The 22,823-nt window shown below is 45.6% G+C and carries 18 protein-coding genes and 3 pseudogenes; 14 read left to right on the forward strand and 7 right to left on the reverse strand.

The annotated features are described in order from the left end of the window. Positions 1–269 precede the first annotated feature (269 nt). Together malQ and NE671_RS11830 are read left to right on the forward strand one after the other, a co-directional pair. Positions 270–1,778, forward strand: coding sequence for a 4-alpha-glucanotransferase (malQ, locus tag NE671_RS11825; protein ID WP_256164011.1), 1,509 nt, complete (start codon positions 270–272; stop codon positions 1,776–1,778). 276 nt (positions 1,779–2,054) lie between these two features. Next, positions 2,055–2,684 (forward strand): metal-dependent hydrolase, encoded by a 630-nt coding sequence (locus NE671_RS11830; RefSeq protein ID WP_092071602.1) that lies wholly within the window; start codon positions 2,055–2,057, stop codon positions 2,682–2,684. An 8-nt stretch (positions 2,685–2,692) separates the two neighbouring features. On the opposite strand, the pseudogene NE671_RS16075 reads toward NE671_RS11830, so the two are convergent. Then, a pseudogene (locus tag NE671_RS16075) lies at positions 2,693–2,881 on the reverse strand (DUF6783 domain-containing protein). Between NE671_RS16075 and NE671_RS16080 the strand changes: the two are divergent. Beyond that, positions 2,819–2,962, forward strand: a pseudogene (locus NE671_RS16080) (DUF6783 domain-containing protein); the annotation flags it as partial. The pseudogenes NE671_RS16075 and NE671_RS16080 sit on opposite strands and share 63 nt — an antisense overlap. Positions 2,963–3,023: 61 nt before the next feature. Here NE671_RS16080 and sstT read toward each other — a convergent pair. Beyond that, complete coding sequence (gene sstT / locus NE671_RS11835) at positions 3,024–4,232, reverse strand: serine/threonine transporter SstT (protein ID WP_118753261.1); 1,209 nt, start codon at positions 4,230–4,232, stop codon at positions 3,024–3,026. 235 nt (positions 4,233–4,467) lie between these two features. After that, entirely contained in the window at positions 4,468–5,823 is a 1,356-nt protein-coding gene (locus NE671_RS11840; protein WP_021652900.1) for an MATE family efflux transporter, read from the reverse strand. A 238-nt stretch (positions 5,824–6,061) separates the two neighbouring features. On the opposite strand from NE671_RS11840, the pseudogene NE671_RS11845 reads away from it, so the two are divergent. Beyond that, a pseudogene (locus tag NE671_RS11845) lies at positions 6,062–7,216 on the forward strand (FprA family A-type flavoprotein); the annotation flags it as partial. 101 nt (positions 7,217–7,317) lie between these two features. Here the strand turns inward: NE671_RS11845 and NE671_RS11850 are convergent. Both NE671_RS11850 and NE671_RS11855 read right to left on the reverse strand, forming a co-directional pair. Then, positions 7,318–9,153 carry an amylosucrase gene (locus NE671_RS11850; RefSeq protein ID WP_114002676.1) on the reverse strand — a complete coding sequence of 612 codons (1,836 nt, stop codon included), beginning with the start codon at positions 9,151–9,153 and terminating at the stop codon, positions 7,318–7,320. 161 nt (positions 9,154–9,314) lie between these two features. Further along, positions 9,315–10,343 (reverse strand): LacI family DNA-binding transcriptional regulator, encoded by a 1,029-nt coding sequence (locus NE671_RS11855; RefSeq protein ID WP_015526650.1) that lies wholly within the window; start codon positions 10,341–10,343, stop codon positions 9,315–9,317. Between the two features lie 297 nt (positions 10,344–10,640). On the opposite strand from NE671_RS11855, the gene NE671_RS11860 reads away from it, so the two are divergent. The 9 genes from NE671_RS11860 to queF all read left to right on the forward strand — a co-directional run bounded on the left by NE671_RS11860 (position 10,641) and on the right by queF (position 20,269). Then, positions 10,641–11,579: an ABC transporter permease gene (locus tag NE671_RS11860; RefSeq protein ID WP_015526649.1), complete on the forward strand. Its 939-nt coding sequence runs from the start codon at positions 10,641–10,643 to the stop codon at positions 11,577–11,579. An 11-nt stretch (positions 11,580–11,590) separates the two neighbouring features. Then, positions 11,591–12,487 carry a carbohydrate ABC transporter permease gene (locus NE671_RS11865; RefSeq protein WP_015526648.1) on the forward strand — a complete coding sequence of 299 codons (897 nt, stop codon included), beginning with the start codon at positions 11,591–11,593 and terminating at the stop codon, positions 12,485–12,487. 70 nt (positions 12,488–12,557) lie between these two features. After that, positions 12,558–14,189, forward strand: coding sequence for an ABC transporter substrate-binding protein (locus NE671_RS11870; RefSeq protein ID WP_442863824.1), 1,632 nt, complete (start codon positions 12,558–12,560; stop codon positions 14,187–14,189). Positions 14,190–14,241: 52 nt separating this feature from the next. Then, positions 14,242–15,765, forward strand: coding sequence for a glycoside hydrolase family 32 protein (locus NE671_RS11875; protein ID WP_110103178.1), 1,524 nt, complete (start codon positions 14,242–14,244; stop codon positions 15,763–15,765). Positions 15,766–15,887: 122 nt separating this feature from the next. Then, entirely contained in the window at positions 15,888–17,543 is a 1,656-nt protein-coding gene (locus NE671_RS11880; protein WP_256164014.1) for a YecA family protein, read from the forward strand. A 338-nt stretch (positions 17,544–17,881) separates the two neighbouring features. Beyond that, positions 17,882–18,331: a 6-carboxytetrahydropterin synthase QueD gene (queD, locus tag NE671_RS11885; protein ID WP_021976186.1), complete on the forward strand. Its 450-nt coding sequence runs from the start codon at positions 17,882–17,884 to the stop codon at positions 18,329–18,331. Continuing rightward, positions 18,328–18,996, forward strand: coding sequence for a putative 7-carboxy-7-deazaguanine synthase QueE (gene queE, locus NE671_RS11890; protein ID WP_059086406.1), 669 nt, complete (start codon positions 18,328–18,330; stop codon positions 18,994–18,996). The genes queD and queE overlap by 4 nt, the downstream gene beginning before the upstream one ends. Before the next feature lie 19 nt (positions 18,997–19,015). After that, a complete protein-coding gene (gene queC / locus NE671_RS11895) occupies positions 19,016–19,732 on the forward strand; it encodes a 7-cyano-7-deazaguanine synthase QueC (RefSeq protein WP_256164017.1) in 717 nt (238 codons plus the stop codon). A gap of 42 nt (positions 19,733–19,774) precedes the next feature. Further along, complete coding sequence (gene queF, locus NE671_RS11900) at positions 19,775–20,269, forward strand: preQ(1) synthase (RefSeq protein WP_015526640.1); 495 nt, start codon at positions 19,775–19,777, stop codon at positions 20,267–20,269. 87 nt (positions 20,270–20,356) lie between these two features. On the opposite strand, the gene NE671_RS11905 is transcribed toward queF, so the two are convergent. Further along, complete coding sequence (locus tag NE671_RS11905) at positions 20,357–21,436, reverse strand: NAD(P)H-dependent flavin oxidoreductase (RefSeq protein ID WP_021652910.1); 1,080 nt, start codon at positions 21,434–21,436, stop codon at positions 20,357–20,359. A gap of 268 nt (positions 21,437–21,704) precedes the next feature. Here NE671_RS11905 and NE671_RS11910 point away from each other — a divergent pair, with 268 nt between their 5' ends. After that, positions 21,705–22,031 carry a hypothetical protein gene (locus NE671_RS11910; RefSeq protein ID WP_021652911.1) on the forward strand — a complete coding sequence of 109 codons (327 nt, stop codon included), beginning with the start codon at positions 21,705–21,707 and terminating at the stop codon, positions 22,029–22,031. Here the strand turns inward: NE671_RS11910 and NE671_RS11915 are convergent. After that, complete coding sequence (locus NE671_RS11915) at positions 22,021–22,440, reverse strand: PPC domain-containing DNA-binding protein (protein ID WP_178818010.1); 420 nt, start codon at positions 22,438–22,440, stop codon at positions 22,021–22,023. The two genes, NE671_RS11910 and NE671_RS11915, sit on opposite strands and share 11 nt — an antisense overlap. Between the last annotated feature and the right edge of the window lie 383 nt (positions 22,441–22,823).

Genomic DNA, 22,823 nt, shown 5'->3' on the forward strand with positions numbered 1-22,823 from the left:
AAAATTGCATGAAATTGCGTAAAAACAGATGCACAGAAAATCAGGTAGTGAGATGCAGACAGATTCTGTTTGACATAATGAAAAACTGCACAAAATCAGGATGTAAAAATTGTAAGAAAGGTAGAAAAGACAAAAACGCATTGCACTTCATGCAAAATGGACGTATAATTTACGCAAACGGTTGCGTAAATTATATGAATATGCATCCGTGAGAGGATAATAGATAAGATGCTCTGAGATGCAGGGCTCAACATAAGGAGAGAAAAGATATGGATAAAAGAGCAGCCGGCATTCTGATGCCGATCACAAGCTTGCCGTCAGAGTACGGCATCGGATGTTTTTCAAAGAGTGCCTATGATTTTGTGGACTGGCTGAAGGAAGCGGGACAGAGCTACTGGCAGATCCTTCCGCTGGGACCTACCAGTTACGGAGATTCTCCGTACCAGTCCTTCTCCACTTTTGCGGGAAATCCGTATTTTATCAGCCTGAAGGCACTGGTGGAGGAAGGCGTCCTTACAAAGGAGGACTGTGATAAGGTCAGCTGGGGAAAAAGAGCAGACAGCGTAGACTATGAAAAAATCTACAAAGGCCGTTATAAGCTTCTCCGCAAAGCTTACGAAAACAGCAACATCAGCGAGAATCCGGATTATCAGAAATTTGTTGCAGAAAACAGCTGGTGGCTTTCCGACTATGCACTTTTTATGGCAGTAAAGGATCAGTTCGGCGGTGTTGAGTGGACAAAATGGGCAGAGGATATCCGCCTTCGCTGGGCAAATGCCATGGACTACTATCGCAGAGAATTATATTTTGATATTGAATTCCAGCAGTATATGCAGTTCAAATTCTATGAGCAGTGGATGAAACTGAAAAAATATGCCAACGAAAAAGGCATTCAGATCATCGGAGATATCCCGATCTATGTAGCTATGGACAGTGCAGATACCTGGGCTCATCCGGAACTTTTCCAGCTGGATGAGGAGAATGTGCCGGTGGCTGTAGCCGGATGCCCGCCGGACGGTTTTTCCGCAACAGGACAGCTTTGGGGAAATCCACTGTACCGCTGGGATTACCACAGAAATACAGGATATCAGTGGTGGATCTCCAGACTGAGCTACGTATTCCGCCTTTATGACGTGGTAAGGATCGATCATTTCCGTGGCTTTGACGAGTATTTTTCCATTCCGTACGGTGCAGAAAATGCCATTGGCGGTCACTGGGAAAAAGGTCCCGGGATCGATCTGTTCCGTAAAGTGGAGCAGGCCCTTGGCTGGAAGCAGGTCATTGCGGAGGATCTTGGCTATGTGACAGATTCTGTGCGTCAGCTTGTCCATGACAGTGGATTCCCGGGAATGAAGGTCCTGGAGTTTGCGTTTGATTCCAGAGATTCCGGCTGTGCCAATGATTATCTTCCACACAACTATCCGGAGAACAGTGTGGCATACACAGGAACCCATGATAATGAGACCATCGCCGGATGGTGGAAGAGCATTATGGCAAAAGAGCGTAAGCTTGCCAGGGATTATCTCTGTGATAACTATACACCGGATAAAGAGCTGCATAAATGCTTTATCAGCCTGGTTATGAGAAGCAGTGCAAAGCTCTGTGTGATCCCTATGCAGGATTATATGGGCCTGGATAACAGCTGCAGAATGAACCAGCCTTCCACAGTAGGAAAGAACTGGAAGTGGAGGATCCGCAAAAGGGAGCTGACTGTGAAGCTTCAGAAAGAGATTCAAGGTCTTGCACTTCGCTACGGACGTATGAACTGGTCTGATTAAAAGAGAAATCCAAGAGACATATTCCATTTAAACGGGACGTGAAAGAAAGTAGAAAGATTTTAGATAGAATCGTGATTTTTTATGTGATATAATGCTGTTTCGTGGAGGCAGCTGTCAGTAAAAGGTAAGGCTGACAGCTGCCTTATTGTATTTTCAGATCTGCGGTAAATGATAAAGTGATACATTTATATATGCAGAAGATCAGAAGAGAGTGTCTGATCTGTAGCAGTGGATAATCCTGAATAACGGAAGATTTTTTACAATAAGGGGAGAATTATGACAGGAAAAACACACGCGGCAGTCGGACTCGGAACAGTGCTGGCAGTTACACAGCCCTCTACGGTTTCCGGTCTGGTACTTGCGGCAGGAACAGGAATGCTTGGAGCATTGATCAGCGACATTGATGTGGGAACCTCCAAATCCCATAAGGATGCGGACAGGATCACACTGATCGCGGTACTGCTTGTGGCAGCAGAGATCGCATTGAATTATTTTTATGATTTTTCCATCTGGGAAAAGATCCGCAATAACCAGTCTATGGCGCCGGTTGCCATGGGAGTTATTATTTTTATTGCAGTCTGCGCCTTTGGAAAAAATCAGCCGCACCGGTCATTTATGCATTCGATCATGGCTATGGCCATTTTAAGTGCAGCCATATCCATGGTGTCCGTGAAGCTGGTCCTTTATTTTGTGGTTGGATTCGCATCACATCTGGTGCTGGACTGCTTTAACCGGAAACGGGTACGGATCCTGTATCCGCTGCCGGGAGGCATTGCGCTGGATTTCTGTAAGGCAGGAGGCTTTGTGGATTCCCTGCTTTTTAAGCTTGGATCTGTAGCTGTGATCTTTGAGATCGTATATCTGGCTGTGCAGATGGGAGAGAACTGGAAGCTTTTTCGAATGTAGAGGATGTTTTATTTACCGATTACGGATAATTTTATATGGGGCAGATATTGCAGGAACTGAAGGTTAGAGCGTGTTTGAAAAATCATTCCCGTAATCTGCACGCCCCACTTTGCGGTATATTTTACCCGAATTCAGTTGCCGTAGCCCGCTACGGCGCCCTCATCCGGACAAAATCTCCCACAAATTGTGACGCACATCTTGCAGAAAGCCTTTTTCAAACACGCTCTAAGCCAAAAAAGGAGCAGATTTTCCAAATACGGAAGATCTGCTCTTTTTAACCGAATCAAGGGAGTCCCCTGTTTCAATTACGAATATCCGCCTGACGGTTTATAAGTGTGATCATTTATTCTTTCTGATCCTGCAGGCGCATGCTGTGTAAAGTACGTCTGTGGAAGAGTTCAGTGCTGTCTCACAGGAATCCTGGATCACGCCTACGATGAAACCGACACCAACTACCTGCATGGCAACATCATTGGGGATTCCGAAAAGGCTGCAGGCCATCGGGATCAGAAGAAGAGAACCGCCGGCAACTCCGGAAGCACCAGCCGCACTTGCAGCAGCCAGGATGCAGAGGATCAGAGCGGTCGGGAAGTCTACGCTGATACCGAGTGTATGTGCAGCTGCCAGAGCCATGATGGAAATGGTGATCGCTGCACCACCCATGTTGATGGTCGCACCAAGAGGGATGGAGATGGAGTAGGTATCCTCATCAAGTCCGAGATCCTTGCACAGCTCCATGTTTACCGGAATGTTGGCGGCAGAGCTTCTTGTGAAGAATGCTGTGATACCACTGTCCTTCAGGCAGCGCAGAACCAGCGGATACGGATTCTGGCGTGTGCAGATGAAAGTAATGATCGGGTTGATCACCAGTGCAACAAAGAGCATGGTTCCCACCAGTATACAGATCAGACGGCCATAGCTTAACAGTACGCCAAGCCCCTGCTCGGAGATGGTTGTGAAGATCAGGCCCATGATACCAAATGGAGCAAGGCTGATGATCCATCTTACGGCTGTGGAGGTTGCATCGGAAATGTTTTCGATGACAGTCTTGGTAGTTTCACTTGCGGCCTTCAGTGCGATACCGAAGATGATGGCCCATGCAAGGATACCGATATAGTTGGCGTTGACAAGTGCGTCAACCGGGTTGGAAACAATGTTCATCAGAAGGTTTTTGAGGACCTCTGCAACACCGCTTGGCGGAGTGACGTCGGAAGTATTTGTATTTTCGGAAAAAGTCAGCATGATCGGGAACAGGCGGCTGGAGATCACAGCTGCCAGTGCTGAGAGTATATTTCCCAGAAGATAAAGTACAACAACGAATTTCATGTTTGTTTTCTGGCCTTTTCCCATGTGGCACAGAGAGCTCATTACCAGGAAGAACACCAGAAGCGGAGCAATTCCACGAAGAGCACCGACGAACAGATCACCGAGAATGGAGATCACAGATGCCTGAGGGATCGCAAGTCCGAGAATGATACCAACGATCAGACCACAGATGATACGCTTGATCAGGTTGATGCTGTTCCATTTTTGAATCAGGTTTTTCATAACTAGTTTCCTCTTTCCTATTGTGTGAGTGTGCTAAAAAAATGCTGAGCTGCAAAGCAACGATCCAGTGTAAAGGGCGGATCGTTCTAAGCCGGTATTACTGCATCGCGTAAAAGCACAACAGGATAATTATATACAATTATGTCCGCCTTGTAAAGACAAATGTACATAAAACGCGAGAAAGATATAAAAAGCGCCAGATCAATGCTTCGTCTGGCGCTATATATTTGAAGTATCAGGTCCGAATTTTCCGGAAGCTTACAGCAAAGAACAGAACCTCCGCAAAGCCTGTAATTCCCCATGAGAAAATATACAGGAGATAAAGTGAGGAAATGGTCTGGAAGTGTGCAAACACTGTATAGAACCAGATGACACGGAATACACAGGATCCCAGAATGATGATGATGGTCGGTGGGATACTTTTTCCGATGCCACGGGAAGCGGCGATACTGCAATCCATAAAACAGCTGAAGGCATAGCTGAAGCCCATGATCCGGATCCTCTCCATGCCGGCATCGATGACTGCCGGTTCTGTGGCAAACAGTGACAGAAACTGCGGACCGAAAACAAGAAGCAGTCCACCAAGGATCGCACCTGCGATGAAGGCATAGGTAAGGCTGATCCCATAAGTCTTCAGCATACGTTTTTTATTTCCGGCACCCCAGTTCTGACCGATGAAGCTCGCGCATGCAGTATAGAAAGCAAACATGACGTTGTAGATCAGAGAGTCTGCATTTGCGGCAGCGGCATTTCCGGAAACCGTGACTGCATCGAAGGAGTTGACACCGGTCTGTACGAACAGATTTGCAATGGCAAAAATTCCGTTCTGCAGACCTGTGGGAATACCAAGAAGCAGTACTGCTTTACAGGCCTTCGGGTGAAGACGGAGCTTACGCAGGGATACCCTGCATTCGTCTTTTCTCCGAAGGAGGTGGATCATTACCAGCGCTGCGGAGATATACAGTGCGATCGCGCTGGCAGTTGCCACACCTGCGGCGGCCATATGACAGACGATAACGAAAAACAGGTTCAGAAGAACGTTGATCACTCCGGCAATGGAAAGATAGATCAGCGGTCGCTTCGTATCGCCGCGGGCACTTAATACGCCGTTACCGAAATTGTATACAGCCATGGCCGGCATACCCAGAGCATAAATCTTCATATATAAAACAGCCTGGTCCATCAGCTCCGGTTTCGTATTCATCATGGACAGCATCTGTCCGGAAAACAAAAGACAGACGACACAGACCAGAAGTCCTGCGATGGCACAGAGAAGAAGAGATGTATGGATCGTTTCTTCGGTTCCTTTTCTGTTTTCGGCACCAAGCTCGTGTGCTACACGAACATTGACTCCGGCGCCCATGCCGATCAGGATTCCGGTAAATAAAGTGACCAGCAGAGTTGTGGAACCCACAGCTCCAAGTGCCATGTAATCTGCAAATCGCCCTACAACCGCAACATCACTTAAATTAAAAAGAACCTCCAACACCTGGGACCCCATCAGGGGAAGGCTAAAGAGGAGGATATTTTTCCAGAGAGAGCCGGAGGTCATCTCAATGGAAGACGTTTTCTTTTTTTCATTTTCACACATAGTTTACCTCATAAAAATTATAAAAAATTCCTTCATCCAAGGTATACAATACTATGTTGGAATAGGTTTGTAAAGAGGGGAAAATAGCTCTTTTACCAGGCGCAGAGGTTTGTTTTTATTTATAGATTCTACATTGATTTCAGTACGAACAATGATATAATAAATGAGAGCAATAAGAAAGTATTTTCAGAAATATTGGAAATATAAAATACAGCAGACTAAGGAGGAACTCAATACAATGAAAATCGGAAATGATATTTATTATGTAGGAGTAAACGATCATCAGGTAGACCTGTTTGAGGGACAGTATGTAGTGCCAAACGGAATGTCCTACAACTCCTATGTGATCAAAGATGAGAAGATCGCAGTTATGGACACTGTAGATGCCGGCTTCACAGAAGAGTGGCTTGGAAAAGTTGCAGAGGTTCTGGATGGTGCGAAACCGGATTATCTTGTAGTCCAGCATATGGAGCCGGACCATGCAGCAAATATTGAGAATTTCATGAAAGCATACCCGGATACAACTGTTGTTGCCAACACAAAGACCTTTACCATGATGGAGAATTTCTTCCGTGGAATGGATCTGGAAGGAAAGAAACATATTGTAGCCAACGGTGACACCCTGACACTTGGAAAACACGTCCTTACCTTCGTATTTGCACCGATGGTTCACTGGCCGGAGGTTATGGTTACATATGACAGCACAGACAAAGTTCTGTTTTCCGCAGACGGCTTTGGTAAATTCGGAGCTCTTGATGTAGAAGAGGACTGGGACTGCGAAGCACGTCGCTACTATATCGGAATCGTCGGAAAATACGGTCCGCAGGTACAGAAGCTTCTCAAGGCAGCAGCAACTCTTGATATCCAGACCATCTGCCCGCTTCACGGACCGATCCTTACCGAAAATCTTGGACATTATCTGGAGAAATATGATATCTGGTCTTCTTATAAAGTAGAGAGTGAAGGAGTAATGATCGCCTACACATCTGTATACGGACATACAAAGAAAGCAGCAGAGCTTCTTGCACAGAAGCTGGAGGAAAAGGGCTGCCCGAAGGTTGTTGTCTGCGATCTTGCAAGAGAAGACATGGCAGAGGCAGTGGAGGATGCTTTCCGCTACGGCAAGCTGGTACTGGCCAGCATTACATACAACGGAGAAGCATTCCCGTTTATGCGTACATTCATCGAGAACCTGACAGAGCGTAATTACCAGAACCGCACCATCGGCCTCATTGAGAACGGAAGCTGGGCACCGACTGCAGCTAAAGTCATGAAAGGAATGTTCGAGAAGAGTAAAAATATCACATGGCTTGAGAACAATGTAAAGATCATATCTTCCCTCAGCGATGAGAATGTGGCAGAGATCGATGCAATGGCAGAGGAGCTCTGCAAGTAATTTCTGAATACCAGAACAGCTTATAAAAAATAAAGATATAACATAATAAAAAGACGTGGATCCGTAAGGCCACGTCTTTTTTATTTACCAAGTAACAGTTACATCCTCTTACACCACATAAATCCATAAGCCGGAAGCTCCACATCCTTAAGCTCCAGTGTCTGGTCAGTGATCAGATCGCGGAAGGTTCCTTCCTCCTGCATCCAGGCAGTTTTTTCGCTGTCACTGAAATTGAAGATTCCGATGAAACGTTCGTTTCCTTTCTGGCGGAGGATGCAGAGAATGCTGTCATCATGAACATCGTATGTATATACATCACAGTCCTTATCAAAAACAGATTCCTGGCTGCGGATCTGCTCCATGCGGCTAAGAGTCTGGAAGATCTGTCCCTCAACGGAGGATTTGGAGTTTCTTTTTCCGGCAAGCTCCCACTGGAAAGCACCACGGTGGATATAGCGGGAATCTGCAGCCTTATCCGGATCCTCTTTATAGGAATAATCATTGAGACGTCCGATTTCATCGGAGCTGTAAAGCATCGGGATTCCGGACTGGGTAAGCATATATGCGTGAAGCATCAGATCCTCGCGGATACCCCTTTTCAGCTTCTCGTCATCTTTTTCAAAAAGAGCAGCCTCGATCCCGCACATGGAAGCAGTAGTTCCGCAGAAACGGGCATCCTGAGTTACCGGGTCATCATTATAGAGCTCTCCGCGGCTGTCGCTTCCCGGATGCTTTCCTGTAAAGAAATCATTCAGGTAACGCTTATGAGATGGCTCATCCATGCCCCAGTCTTTCAGAGTGGCGAAATCAAGTCCCCAGCCGATATCGTCATGGCAGCGGAGATAATTCAGGAAGGTGTACTGCTTCGGAAGGCTGTTTACAACGTCCATCTGTTTTTTCAGAAGGCGGATATCGCGGGTGGCAATGCTGTTCCAGGTTGTAGCCATGGTGGTTACATTGTAAAGCATATGGCATTCAGGTTTCTCTACAGTTCCGAAATAAGGAACAACCTTCTCCGGCTCCATAACGACCTCACCCAGAAGAACAACACTGGGGCAGACGATTTCAGCGATCATACGCATCATACGGACGATGGTATGAACCTGTTTCAGGTTACGGCACGGAGTTCCAAGCTCTTTCCAGATATACGGAACCGCATCAATACGGATCACATCCATTCCCTGGTTTGCAAGGAAGAGGAAGTTATACATCATCTCATTGAAAACACGGGGATTGCCATAGTTCAGATCCCACTGATACGGGTAAAAAGTAGTCATGACATAATGACCGATATCCGGAAGCCAGGTAAAGTTTCCCGGAGCAGTGGTAGGGAACACCTGAGGTACGGTCTTTTCGTACTCGTCCGGGATCTCACGGTTGTTGTAGAAGAAGTAACGGCTCATATATTCGCCGTCACCCTGGCGTGCCTTTTTGGCCCACTCATGATCCTCGGAAGTGTGGTTCATAACAAAATCCATACACAGGTTCATTCCGTTTTTGTGGCATTTATCTGCAAGGGCAGCCAGGTCCTTCATAGAACCAAGGTCCGGGCGGACTTTGCGGAAGTCGGCTACTGCGTAACCACCGTCGGAACGGCCCTTCGGAGTGTCCAGAAACGGCATCAGATGCAGGCAGTTCACGTTGCATTCCTTAAGATATGGAAGCTTGGCAGAAACTCCCTTGATGTTGCCGGCAAAATTGTCAATATAGAGCATCATGCCAAGCATATCCTTCTGGCGGAACCAGTCCGGATTTTTTTCTCTTTCCAGGTCGCGGTTTTTGAGCGCGCGTCGGCGTGCTGTAAAATACTGGTACATCTGGTCGCAGAGCTCTGCAAACATATCGTCATTGTGATAAAGCTCTGTGTACAGCCATCGAAGCTCGTCGTGATGATGGTTTAAACGTTCCTGAAAAATTTCCTGATCTTTTTTCATGATTTCCTCCCTGAATAGATATTTATAGATGTCGGGAAAACTGTAAAATATTTCCCGGCGGTAATGGTTATCTGACATTTTTCTACAGAATTATAGCATGAAGTTTCCAGTACATGAATATACGGGTTGTTATGGAATATGGAAAAATGTTGTAAGTATTTTCAGTCTCCGGTTGTCTGTCGTCGTATCAGAACAGGAGTGATCTTTTTGTGGATCGGTTTTTGAAGCGGTGCCGGTTTTCTTTTCTTCATTTCGTTCATCTGTTCCACAAGCAGTTCCATGGTAGTCTGTGCGATCACATCAATCTGCTGTCCAATAGTAGTGATCGGAATGATGGACTCCGCAGCAATGGGTGAATTATCGAATCCGATGATCTGATATTCATCCGGCAGACAGTTGTATTTCTGGAAGATCAGATTGAGAAATATATTTGCGTAAGTATCATTGGATAAAAATATGCCTTTTTTCTGACCGGAATATTTACTGTCAATATCCTGAAAGATCACACGCATCTGTTCAAAAAGCTCCTGATAGGAATCACCGGAAACATTAAGGTTCAGTTCATAAGGAACATGATATTCCCGGCATGTTTCCTCAAAGGCACGGATACGGTCATAAGCCGGAATATTCTCAGGTACATGGACATTGATGTGGATCAGTACATCACACTGATTACGTATCAGCAGAGAAGTAGCCTGCATGCTGCCCATGTAATTGTCTGTTGTAACGCTGCATATATGTTCTGCTTCACGTTCAATGGCGATCACAGGAATATTATAGGAAGCCAGTTTTTCAGAGGAAAGAGTATGGCTGAGAACAATAAGTCCTTCAATCTTATAAGCCATCAGCTCGTCCAGATACTGCATTTCTTTCTCCGGGCCGCCATCACTGACAAAAACCAGAAATTTGTAATGATAATCGGAGTAACTTCGAAGAAGCTGTGTCAGCATTTCGGAATAATAATGAAGATAAAGGTTCGGGACAATGATCCCTACAAATTCGCTTTTTCCATTGGCAAGAACCCTGGCAAGCTTGTTTTTTCTGTAGCCGAGCTCATCAAGGGCTTTTGCGATCTTTTCCTGATTTTCCAGGGTCAGAGAATCCGGATGATTGAAATATCTGGAGATCGTAGTCTTGGAAAAACCAGTGTATTCTGCAATATCGGCAAATGTTACCTGTTTTTTAGCCATAAAAAAATAGTCTCCTTTTAACAGCAGAAAGTTATGATACGGAATGCAGATGTGATCATATAAGAGAAATCTGCAGACCGTACAGGATAATTGGATTGATGTAATTAAGTATAACAATACAGACGTTAAATAGCAATAAAAAAATAACCAGTTAAGTTACCGGTAACTTTTCTTGAATAAATTAACAAAAAAGGTTGACAGAAGCTATGTCATATAGTAGTATCAAATTATAAAGTAACCGGTTACTTTACCGGTTACTAAACAAGAACGAAAGAACAAAAACGGGAGGAAAAGAGAATGAAAAAAGGTTCTGCGAAAGCTGTTCCGGCAGGAAAAAGAACTGCTGCAGAAAAGCTTCAGTATGTGAAAAAGAACTGGCAGCTGTATGTGTTTTTTCTGCTGCCTGCACTTCTTCTGACGATCATCTTCAAATACGTGCCCATGGGTGGCGTACTGATCGCTTTTGAGGATTACAATGTCATTGATGGTGTATTTGGAAGCAAATGGGTAGGACTGGAATACTTCCGGAGATTTCTGGCATCACCGGATTTTATGAATTATCTTGTGAACACTTTGAAACTGAGTATTTACGGACTGCTGTGGGGATTTCCGATTCCGATCATCCTGGCACTTCTTCTGAATCAGATCCGGAGAGCCGGGATCAGGAAAAAAATTCAGCTTCTGATCTATGCGCCGAATTTTATTTCCGTTATCGTACTCTGTGGTATGGTTCGTATGTTTCTTTCACCGGTAGGTCCGCTGAATAAACTGATCGGTTCCGATGCCAATTGGATGACTATGCCGGCAGCATTTCGTACCATTTACATAGCCAGCGGAATCTGGCAGACAGCCGGATGGGCATCCATTATGTATACTGCAGCACTTGCCAATGCAAGTAAGGATCTGGAAGAGGCAGCAGTGGTGGATGGAGCAAATATCCTGCAGCAGATCTGGTATGTACAGCTTCCGGCTATTAAAAACATCATTGTGATCCAGTTTATCCTTCAGGCCGGAAATATTATGAGCATTGGTTTTGAAAAAGCATATGCACTGCAGACAGATATGAACCTTCCTGCATCTGAGATTCTTTCTACTTATGTATACAGAATCGGTCTTCTGAATGGAGACTATGGATATTCTACAGCAGTGGGGCTGTTTAATTCAGTGATCAATGTAATTCTTTTGATCTTTGTAAACTGGGTAGTCAAGAAACTGAATGACGGAGAGGGATTATAGGAGGTGCTGTTATGGCAAAAGCAAAGAAAAAGAAATATTCGGCATCTGACAAAGCCATTTTAGGAATCGGATACGTACTTCTGGGTGCATTTGTACTTTCCATTCTGGTTCCGCTTTTATATGTTGTGATCGCATCCTTTATGGATCCGAATGTGCTGAACAGCCAGGGGATCAGCTTTGATGTGCGGAAGTGGACGATCGATGCGTACCGCAGAGTTCTTGAAAATAATATGATCTGGAGAGGTTTTGCAAACTCATTTTTTTATTCCCTGGTGTTTACCATTATTTCAGTTTTGGTAACTCTGCTGGCAGCATATCCAATGTCCAAGAAAGAATTTGTGGGAAGAAATTTCTTCAATGTTATTTTTCTCATTACCATGTTTTTCGGTGGAGGAATGATCCCGACTTTTATCCTGATCAATCAGCTGCATCTGGTAAATACAATCTGGGCAATCCTGCTTCCGGGTGCGTTTAATGTCTGGAACATGATCCTTGCCAGAACCTATTATCAGTCTATCCCCAAGGAACTCAGAGAGGCATCTGCCATTGACGGTGCCACGGAAATCGAGCATTTTTTCAAGATTATGATGCCGGTATGCAAACCGATCATCGCAGTGCTTGCACTGTGGTCCTTTGTAGGAATGTGGAACAGTTATTTTGACGCTATGATTTATTTGAATGATGCGAAACTGCAGCCATTGCAGCTGGTACTTCGTTCCATCCTTGTACAGAATACACCGCAGCCCGGAATGATCGCAGATATCCAGAGTACTGCACAGATGGCAAAGGTAGCGGAACTTCTGAAATATGCTACGATCATTGTATCAAGTTTACCGCTTCTGATCATGTATCCATTCTTCCAGAAATATTTTGACCAGGGCATTATGGTTGGTTCTGTAAAAGGCTGATGACAGGAGGTTGATAATGATGAAAAAAAGAATGAAGGCATTATTGGCAATCGGGCTTTCTGCAATTATAATGGTATGCAGTGCCGGATGTGGAAACGGAAAAGAACACATGAAAGCAGAAACAGATCCGGATATCCCGGTGGAAGATGTGTCCTTTCCTCTGAAAGAAAAAGCAGAGCTGTCTTTTATTACCAGTGCACCTGCAACATCTACACAGGAACCTAATGAAAGAACGATTTTTAAAAGACTGGAAAAGCAGACCAATGTCCACATTGACTGGACCTGTTTTGTATCGGATCAGTTTGATGACAAAAAAAATCTAGCGCTGGCACAGTTCGGAAATCTTCCGGATGGACTTTTTAACGCAGGGATGAGTGATTATGATCTTCTTCGTTATGCCAAACAGGGAATCATTATTCCGGTAGAAAATCTCATTGATAAATACATGCCGAATCTTAAGGCTGTATTTGAAAAATACCCGGAATACAGAACAATGTGTACAGCACCGGACGGACATATTTATTCTTTCCCATGGATCGAGCAGCTTGGTGCGGGGAAAGAAGCCATTCAGGCAATTGGAGATATTCCCTACATTAATAAAAAATGGCTGGATTATCTGAAGCTGGACGTTCCGACTACAACTGAGGAACTGGAACAGGTTCTGGTCGCTTTCCGCGACAATGCAGATAAACTGGAAAAGAAATTCAACATTGAGGGTGGTGTGATCCCGATGTCCTTTATCATCAATAATGGTGATCAGGATCCTGCAATTCTCATCAACGGATTCGGAGAAGGATATGGTGACACCGGTGATCATTTTGCAGTGAAAGATGATGGAACCGTTATTTATACAACTGTACAGGAAGGCTATAAAGAAGGTATTCAGTGGCTCCATCAGTTGGTAGAAGAAAAGCTGGTGGATCCGGAGGCTTTTACCCAGGAATGGTCAACTTATGTTGCAAAAGGTAAGAACCACAGATATGGTCTGTGTTTCACCTGGGATATTGCAAATATTGATAACAATGAAGATTATGTAATGCTCCCGGCGCTGGCCGGTCCGGATGGTCTTGTAAATATCACAAGACAGAATAACAGTGAAACCAGTGGCTTTGACAGAGGACGTTGCGTTCTGACTACAAGCTGTCGGAATACGGCACTGGCAGCAGCATGGATCGATCAGATGTATGCACCGATCCAGTCTCCGCAGAATAACTGGGGTACTTACGGGGAAAAAGATTCATTTAATATCTTTGAGATGTCCGAGAATGCAGAAGGTGGTCAGATGCTGAAATATATGGATCTGGGAGATGCATCTCCGGTAGAGGTTCGTGAAGCACAGTCTGTAAACGGACCGTTGGCAATACTTAACGAGTATTACGATGTATATGTAACAGAGCCGGCAGATGCAAAATGGCGTCTCGACAATATGCATGAAACATATCTTAAGGATATGAACAGTAAATATGTGTATCCGAATGTATTTATGAGTATTGATGATACCAATAAGGTATCTCAGTACGACACAGATATCAAGAAGTATGCGGAACAGAAAAAAGCAGACTGGATCCTGAATGGCGGCATCGATAAAGAATGGGATTCCTATCTGAAAAAGATGGAGCAGTATGGACTGTCTGATTATCTGGCAATCAAACAGAAATATTTTGACCAGTATCAGAAGTCTCTTAGTGAGACAGAGAAATAAAAACAGAAAAAGATACCGGTCAGAAACATAAAAAAGAAAGAGAGAGCAGAGTATGAGTGAAAAACTTGAAAAAGCACGTCTTTATGAAATAGAGGAAGCAAAAAATATCCCGCAGGAAGAGAAACCGGCCTTTCATGTATCTGCACCGGTTGGCTGGATCAATGATCCCAATGGATTTTCTGTTTTTAAAGGAAAGGTACATCTTTTTTACCAGTATCATCCTTACAGCCGTGACTGGGGCCCTATGCACTGGGGCCACAGTGTGACGGAGGATATGATCAGATGGGAGCAGCTTCCTACAGCGCTTGCACCGGATCAGGAATATGATCGAGAGGGATGCTTTTCCGGAAGTGCTATTGAAGCGGATGGAAAACAGGCTTTGATCTACACAGGAGTTACAACAGAAAAGCTGCCTGATGGAAAAGAAGAAGTCCGGCAGAATCAGTGCCTTGCCTGGGGTGACGGAAAAGATTATGTAAAGGCAGAGAAAAATCCGATAGTCACCGGAGATATGCTTCCGGAGAAATGCAGCAGAGTTGATTTCCGTGATCCGAAGGTATGGGAAGATAACGGAACATACCATATGCTCGTAGGATGCCGCAGCGAAGAAATTCCTGGACAGGTAGTTCTGTTTTCCAGTAAAGATCTGAAAGAATGGAAATTTGAAACAATTCTTGCGGAGAACTCCACAGGAGAAATCGGTGTTATGTGGGAATGCCCCGATTTCTTTCCGCTCGGGGATAAACATGTGCTGATCTGTTCTCCGCAGCATATGCGTGCAAAAGGGTATGAGTTTCATAATGGACATAATTCCCTGTATTTTACGGGAGATTATGACAGCGAAAAACATACATTTGAAAAAGACGCACCGGTAAGTCTGGACTACGGACTTGATTTTTATGCGCCGCAGACAACCCTTCTTCCAGATGGAAGAAGAGTGATGATCGCCTGGATGAAATCCTGGGATAGCTGTGTGATCAAGGAAAAGCAGAGATGGCAGGGAATGATGACTCTTCCGAGAGAGCTGGAATATCGTGACGGAAAGATCTGGCAGAAGCCGGTCCGAGAAATTGAGAATTATCGGAAAAACCGTTGCTGTTATGAGAATGTAAAAGTGGGTGAGAGCTTAAGCCTTGAAGGCGTCCGTGGCCGAATGATCGATCTGACTGTGGAACTGCAAAACGCAGATGGCATCATGGATGGAAGCAGGAACTCCGGAAATCCAAATCAGGAAGCATTGGATGTGTACAATGAGTTCCGGATCGAGCTTGCACGCAATGAAGAATATACAACGGTCTTTACCTATGATCGAAAAAGACAGATACTGGAAATCGACAGAACCTGGAGCGGGGTGCAGCGTGATGTTGTATGTACAAGAAAGCTCCAGATCACAGATGACAGACAAAATCTGAAGCTGCGTTTTATCCTGGATCGAAGCTCCATAGAGCTTTTTATCAATGATGGAAGCAAAACTGCGACTACCGTGATCCCAACACCAGTGGAAGCAGATGAGATCCTGTTTCACAGTGACGGAAATGCTGTGATCCAGGTTGAGAAATATGATATTGTGTTGTAGAAGCCTCTCAAATATTGACAATTTCTCTATTTTTGTATAACATAGGGGAAGTTGCTTACGCCGGATCAGGAGTTATTCGTATCTCCTGATCCGGCATATATTTACAGGAGAGGAACACAGGAATGTTTTATCAGTTAAAAATCACAAGAAAAGGAACGAAACCGCCGGTATGGAGACGTTGTACTGTTGCGGCTGACGTTACATTTGCAAATATGGCAGCCATGCTTGAAAAACTGGTTCAGTATCCGGCAGGCAGCCTATATGAGATTGAATTTTTTCAGAAAAAAGTACAGATCCGTGAGAACGGTGACGGAGAAGCGAAGAATAATTTCACATTATTAAATGCAGGCGAGACAGAGACTGCAGAGCTTATGGATTCCGAGAAATGGTTTACCTTCCGTCAGTATGGTGCGGATAAGGAAGCTCCGGAATACAGAGTTGATATTGAGAAGAAAGACGAGGGAACAGCAGAAGCTCCTTCTATTATAAAAGAAGTAAAGGGTGAGGATGATCCGTACTGGACAGAGGCACCAGAGCTGGGATGCACTGCAGCAGTTGAAACTGAGGTGGAAACAGCCAAAGCATCGGAAGACATTGCTGCAACAGTAGCGGCAGTAGAGGCAGCAGCCAGAGCTGCAAAAGCAGATGAGGCAGCCACAGGTAGCAGAAGAAATCCTACAGTAAAAGATTTCCTCATGTCCTATCGTAAAGAAGACCTTCTCAGCATTGCAGGTGAGCTTGGACTTCACTGCAAGGGAATGGATCAGGAAGAGATCGCCGCAAAGGTTGCCGCAGAGGTTCTTAAACCGGAGGTTATGAAAGCAAGCTTCCTCGTAGCAGACGATCAGGAGGTACTGGCTTTTGAGGCGGCTATTCAGAGAAAATGCTTCCATGTTGCAGAGGATGAGTGGAATACATTAGAATGGCTGAACGATATGGGCTACCTTGTTTCCTACAGTGATGATTACGCAGAAGTTCCGGCAGAGGTTGTAGCTGTTTACGATCAGATCAATACACCGGAGTTCCAGACACTTCGCAGCCAGGTAAACTGGTTGAAGGATTGCCTTATTATGGTAAGCTATCTGTATGTATCTGCACCGGCAAAGACCGTATATGAGATGTTTAAGCAGAGAAAAGGCTTTGACATCGGATATGACAGATTCATCGAGCTGTATCATACCATTCCGGAGAAGGCCTGTATCTGTGAGCTTGCGGAGGATCAGCTGATCCTGAAATCCGCACTGGTCAATAACATTTACAAGGATATCGAGAGACGTCAGGGTGGACGGAAATTCTATATTCCGTCTGTAGATGAGATCCTGGATTATTCCGAAAACGGGTATCCAACAAAATCTGCTTCTTACCAGAGACTGGGCAGATTCCTGCTGGATGAGATAAAGGTTTCCGATGCAGTGAAGGATCAGGTACTGTTCTTTATTTACAAAGAATGCTCCATGGATGGCAGAATGTCAGCGATCATGGAAAACCTGAACCAGAAGGGGATCCAGTTTAACGATGAGCAGCTTGAGAAATTTACAAAGCTGATCATGGAGGCAAACAATAACACAAGAATGCTGGAATTCCGCGGTTACACACCGAATGAGATCTCAGGAGCAGTATGGCCGTTTGCCACAGGCAAGCCGCACACTGCAATGCCGAACAGCTTTGTGCCGACAGCAATGCCGATGCAGCCGGCATCTGCAAGAAAAATCTATCCCAACGATCCGTGTCCGTGCGGAAGCGGTAAGAAATATAAGAAGTGCTGCGGAAGAAGATAATTCTGCAGAAAATTTACCGTAATTCCGGAGCTGAAAGTTCCCATAGATCGTTGCGGAGCGACTGCGCTCATGAGTGAGCAGCGAACGCGGATGATCTGGTCCGATTTATCGTTTGATGCAGTATCTCCGGAAATACCATACAAATTAATATAAGACAGTTCGTTTGTACCATCCTGTCTATAAATAAAACCAGGGCTGAAGAAGATGTGAGAATCAGGGCAGACTCGTGGCGGGTCTGCCCTTTTTTTACTTTAACTGGATCAAGGCCGGGAATCCCGGCTTTTTTTATTTATGGAAATATCCGGGTGGTGTGACAGATCCAGAAGGAGGAAAAATTTATGTATCAGTTAAAAACAGAAGCAGATTTCGATTCGGCACACTTTCTGTCCGGTTACACCGGCAAATGTTCCAACATCCATGGTCATCGCTGGCATGTGGAGATTGAGATCGAAAGCCGGAAGCTGGAGAAAAACGGTCAGGGGCGAGGGATGCTGGTAGACTTCGGAGATCTGAAAAAGGATCTTCGGGAGCTGGCAGATTCCATGGATCACACGCTGATCTATGAAGAAAATACATTACGTCCGAAAACGCTGGAAGCACTGGATGAGGAAGGCTTTCATCTGGTGAAGGTTCCCTTTCGCCCTACAGCAGAGAATTTTTCAGAGTATTTTTTCAGGAAAATGGAAGAAAAGGGCTATCCTGTAAAAAGAGCTGTTGTTTACGAAACACCAAATAACTGTGCAGCTTACCGGGAAACGGAAGAAGAAACGGAGGCGGTATGGCTATGAGTACCTATCAGGTTGTAGAGAAATTTGTCAGCATCAACGGAGAGGGCAGACGGGCAGGAGAGCTTGCCGCTTTTATCCGGTTTAAGGGCTGCAATCTTCAGTGCAGCTATTGTGATACCAGCTGGGCAAATGAGCCGGGATGTGAGAGTGAAAGGCTGACAGAAGAAGAGATCCTTTCCTGGATCCGTGAAACAGGCGTAAAAAATGTGACACTTACAGGCGGGGAACCACTTTTACGGAAAGGCATGGAGGAGCTGATCGAGGCAATCCTGGAGGATCCATCCCAGCGGGTGGAGATTGAGACTAATGGAAGCGTAGATCTGAAGCCTTATCATATATTAAAAAAACGTCCGTCCTTTACCATGGATTATAAAGCACCGGACAGCGGCATGGAAAAAGAGATGCTCCTTTCCAATCTGGAGCTTCTGGGCAGTGAGGATACGCTGAAATTCGTGGTCAGTAGCCGCAGAGATATGGAAAAAGCCCTGGAAATTCTGGAAAAGTACAGGCTGGTCGGAAAAACGGCAGTTTATTTCAGCCCTGTATTTGGCAGGATCCAGCCGGTGGAGATCGTGGATTTCCTTATGGAAAAAAAGCTCAACGATGTAAAGCTTCAGATCCAGCTTCATAAGGTGATCTGGGACCCGCAGAAACGGGGAGTATGACAGGAAAACATATCACAATATAACAAGAAATACCGCAGAAAAGGAGAACGCTATGAAAGCACTTGTACTTGCAAGCGGCGGTGTGGATTCCACCACCTGCCTGGGGCTTGCCGTAAACAAATATGGAAAAGAGAATGTAATTGCATTAACAGTAGCTTACGGACAGAAGCACACAAAAGAAATTGAGGCTGCCAGAAAAACAGCAGAATATTACGGAGTGGAGCATCTTTATCTGGATCTGGAGCCGATCTTCCGGTACAGTGACTGTTCGCTTCTGAAGCATTCAGACAGAGAGATCCCACACGAAAGCTATGCAGAGCAGCTGAAGGAAACCGATGGCTCACCGGTTTCAACCTATGTGCCGTTCCGGAACGGATTATTTCTTTCCTCGGCAGCAAGTATTGCGCTGTCAAAAAACTGCAGTGTGATCTATTACGGAGCACATGCGGATGATGCAGCCGGAAATGCATATCCGGACTGCAGCAGTGCGTTTCACAATGCGATCAACGAGGCGATCTATCAGGGAAGCGGCGGCCAGCTGAAGGTTGAGGCGCCTTTTGTCAGCTGCACAAAGGCAGAGGTCGTAAAAACCGGACTGGAGCTGAATGTTCCTTATGAACTGACCTGGAGCTGTTACGAAGGCGGCGAAAAGCCCTGCGGTGTGTGTGGAACCTGTATTGACAGAGCAGAGGCATTCCGGCTCAATGGAGTGAAGGATCCGGCACTTGACAGATAGATCGGATCATAAATATCCGTTTGACCATAGAAAGGAAAAAATATGAGCAGAGAAAACCTGGAAAAAGAAGGGATCACCCTTCTCGGAAATCAGAAAGTAAAATATCCGGACAATTATGCTCCGGAGGTACTGGAAACATTTTTGAACAAGCACCCGGACAACGATTACTTTGTAAAATTTAACTGCCCGGAATTTACAAGCCTTTGTCCCATTACCGGACAGCCGGATTTCGCGACGATCACGATATCCTACGTACCCGGTGAAAAAATGGTGGAGAGCAAATCTCTGAAGCTGTATCTTTTCAGCTTCCGCAATCACGGAGATTTTCATGAGGATTGCGTGAACATCATTATGAAGGATCTGATCCGTCTTATGGATCCGAAATACATTGAGGTCTGGGGAAAATTTACGCCGAGAGGTGGCATTTCCATTGATCCCTACTGCAATTACGGAAAAGCCGGAACCAGATGGGAGGAGATTGCCTGGAAACGTCTGACAGAGCATGACATGTACCCGGAAAAGATCGATAACCGGTAGAAAAACTAAAAGTCCCTGTTTTCACTGCGAAAAGCAATGAAAGCAGGGGCTTTTTGTTTAGGTGCGCCTAGCGGCGCAGGTTTATCTTTATGACAGCCGGATGCACTCCGATTCTGTGCCAAACAGATCAGCGATCACATCGTGCACGGTTTCGATCTTATCTGCCATATAGGCCTTTGCTCCGCAGAACAGCAGGCCGTTTTCCACGTCGCCCTTTACGGCGGCGATCAGCTTGTCTGTAATGCAGTAAGGGATCTCGCCGGGGGAACATTTGGCAAGGCAGCGGTGGCAGGGACTGTGCGGGATTTTTTCACCGGCCATGACGTGCTGCATGAAGGGATTCATAATGGCACGTCCCGGCATACCTACCGGACTTTTTACAATGGCAATGTCGTCCTTTGCGGCGTGGATCAGGGATTCTTTCAGCCGGATGTCTGCGTCACATTCTTCCGTTGGGATAAAACGGGTGGCAACCTGAACGCCGTCCACACCAAGATCAAGGACATGCTTTACATCCTCGTGCGTGGCGATGCCGCCGGCAGCTACTACAGGGATTTCCGTGCCGAATTTTGCGGCATAGCTTTTTACAGTCTGGACGATCTTTCGGATCTCATTGTCGTAGGCTTCCGGTGTATAGGAATCCAGCTCTTCCTTGTGGAAGCCCAGATGACCGCCTGCCTGGGGACCTTCGATCACCACAAGGTCTGCAGTGCGCTTGTACTTTCTTTCCCAGTATTTCAGGATAACCTTTGCAGATTTGTCCGTTGAGACGATGGGGGCAATCTTTGTTTTGCTTCCGCTGACAAGAGCAGGGAGCTCTGTAGGAAGTCCTGCACCGGAGATGATCAGGTCAGCGCCGGCATGGACAGCGGCTTTTACATGAGATGCGTACTCCTTCAGTGCAACCATGATGTTGTAGCCGATGATACCGTCAGGAGAAATCCTGCGTGCTTTTTTCATCTCGGACAGGATAGCCCGCTGGTTGGCTTCTTCGGTATTCCGGTCGAAATCCTTTTCCCGGTAGCCGATCTGAGCGGTGGAAATGATTCCAATCCCGCCTTCCTTTGCAACGGTGCCTGCCAGACGGCCAAGGCTGATACCAACGCCCATTCCACCCTGGATCAGGGGAAATCTCGTAAGTTTATCACCGATTTTAAAATTCTTCATAATGATCAGATCCTCACATTCATTTGCTTTCGTTAAATAATTTTAGTATAAAATAGTTTTATCATCAAAGTATATCATAACAGGGGAATTTGTCAATGTAAATGTCGGTGAATCAGGGAAGTCCTCTGCTTCAATTGCGAATAGCTGTTTGACCAGATTTTGTTAAAATCCACTTTGTTGACAGAACAGAAAATATCAGGCAAATTCACAGTGATATCAGCTTTACAGAAAACTGTAAAGTGAATTAGAGGAAAAGGGAGGAACAGGTATGCGAAAAAAGACGAGTACCATCATGGCCTGGCTGCTTGCGGCGTCCGTGACAGTCACATCTCTGTCAGCGGGAACCGTGACGGCCTATGCACAGGAGGAAATGCCGCTGGCGGAAGCCGGAACCGTGACAGAGAGTGCGGAAGAGTTTGGCGACAGCAGTGACAGCATTGCAGATATTGCGGAAGAGGGCAATATTGAAGCTAAAGAAAAGGGTGAGCTGACAGCATTATGCTGTGTAGTTTCACCCTTTTTATGTGTGATGAAATTTTTAAACTGTAAAGCAGTAGACTGTGTCCGGAATCCCTCTGGCAAAATCAGAATTTAAACAGATTCAGACCGATCTCCTGACTGAACTCACGGCCGATTTTTCCGTCGATCACCTGGATCTGGATCTCGGCAGTAGCGCTGATGATGGCACGGTTCAGATGACCGCCGTGTACATGGCCTTCCTCGTCACCGGCTGCGATATGGAGATGAAGATAAACGTCACCGTCTTTGCGGGTAACGGTACCGGTAAGTGATACGATCTCAAACGCTCCCTGGAACTGAATAGAGTGGTATTCCTTTGTCACTGTGTTGTATACGCCTGCAGTGAAATCATTGATGGCGCCAAGGCCTGTGACCTGTGCAAGGCGGATATTCTCTTTTTTTGCAACCTTGCCGATCTCCTCCAGGATCTCTTCCTTCGGATCAAGACGAAGATAGATCGTGTTTCCAAAACGTCTGTATTCCATGATAAAAACCTCCCTTTGTGTGATATTTGCCATAAACAGCGGCGGATGTTTTTATCCGCTTGTCAATAAGTATAATACATTTTAATTTTTTACGGAAGGCCAGGGAAAGAGAATGCCGGAGTTTCATGTCTGTGCGAGAGATTTTTTTTGACGTCTGCTTTTAGCGTTGGAGGCAGTCGGGGATACGTTTGAGGTTTCGTTAGGTGGATGTGGTTGAGGGACGTCAGAGGAAGGTGGCATTGGCCCGGGAGTGGATGCAGTTGGGGGTGTTTTTGAGGTTTTGTTAGGTGGATGTGGTTGAGGGACGCCAGAGGAAGGTGGCATCGCACCGGGAGTGGATGCAGTCGGGGATGTTTTTGAGGTTTTGAGAGGTGGATGTGGTT

Origin of the sequence: Blautia sp. DFI.9.10 (genome assembly GCF_024461705.1) — a bacterium.
Taxonomy (GTDB): domain Bacteria; phylum Bacillota; class Clostridia; order Lachnospirales; family Lachnospiraceae; genus Blautia_A; species Blautia_A fusiformis.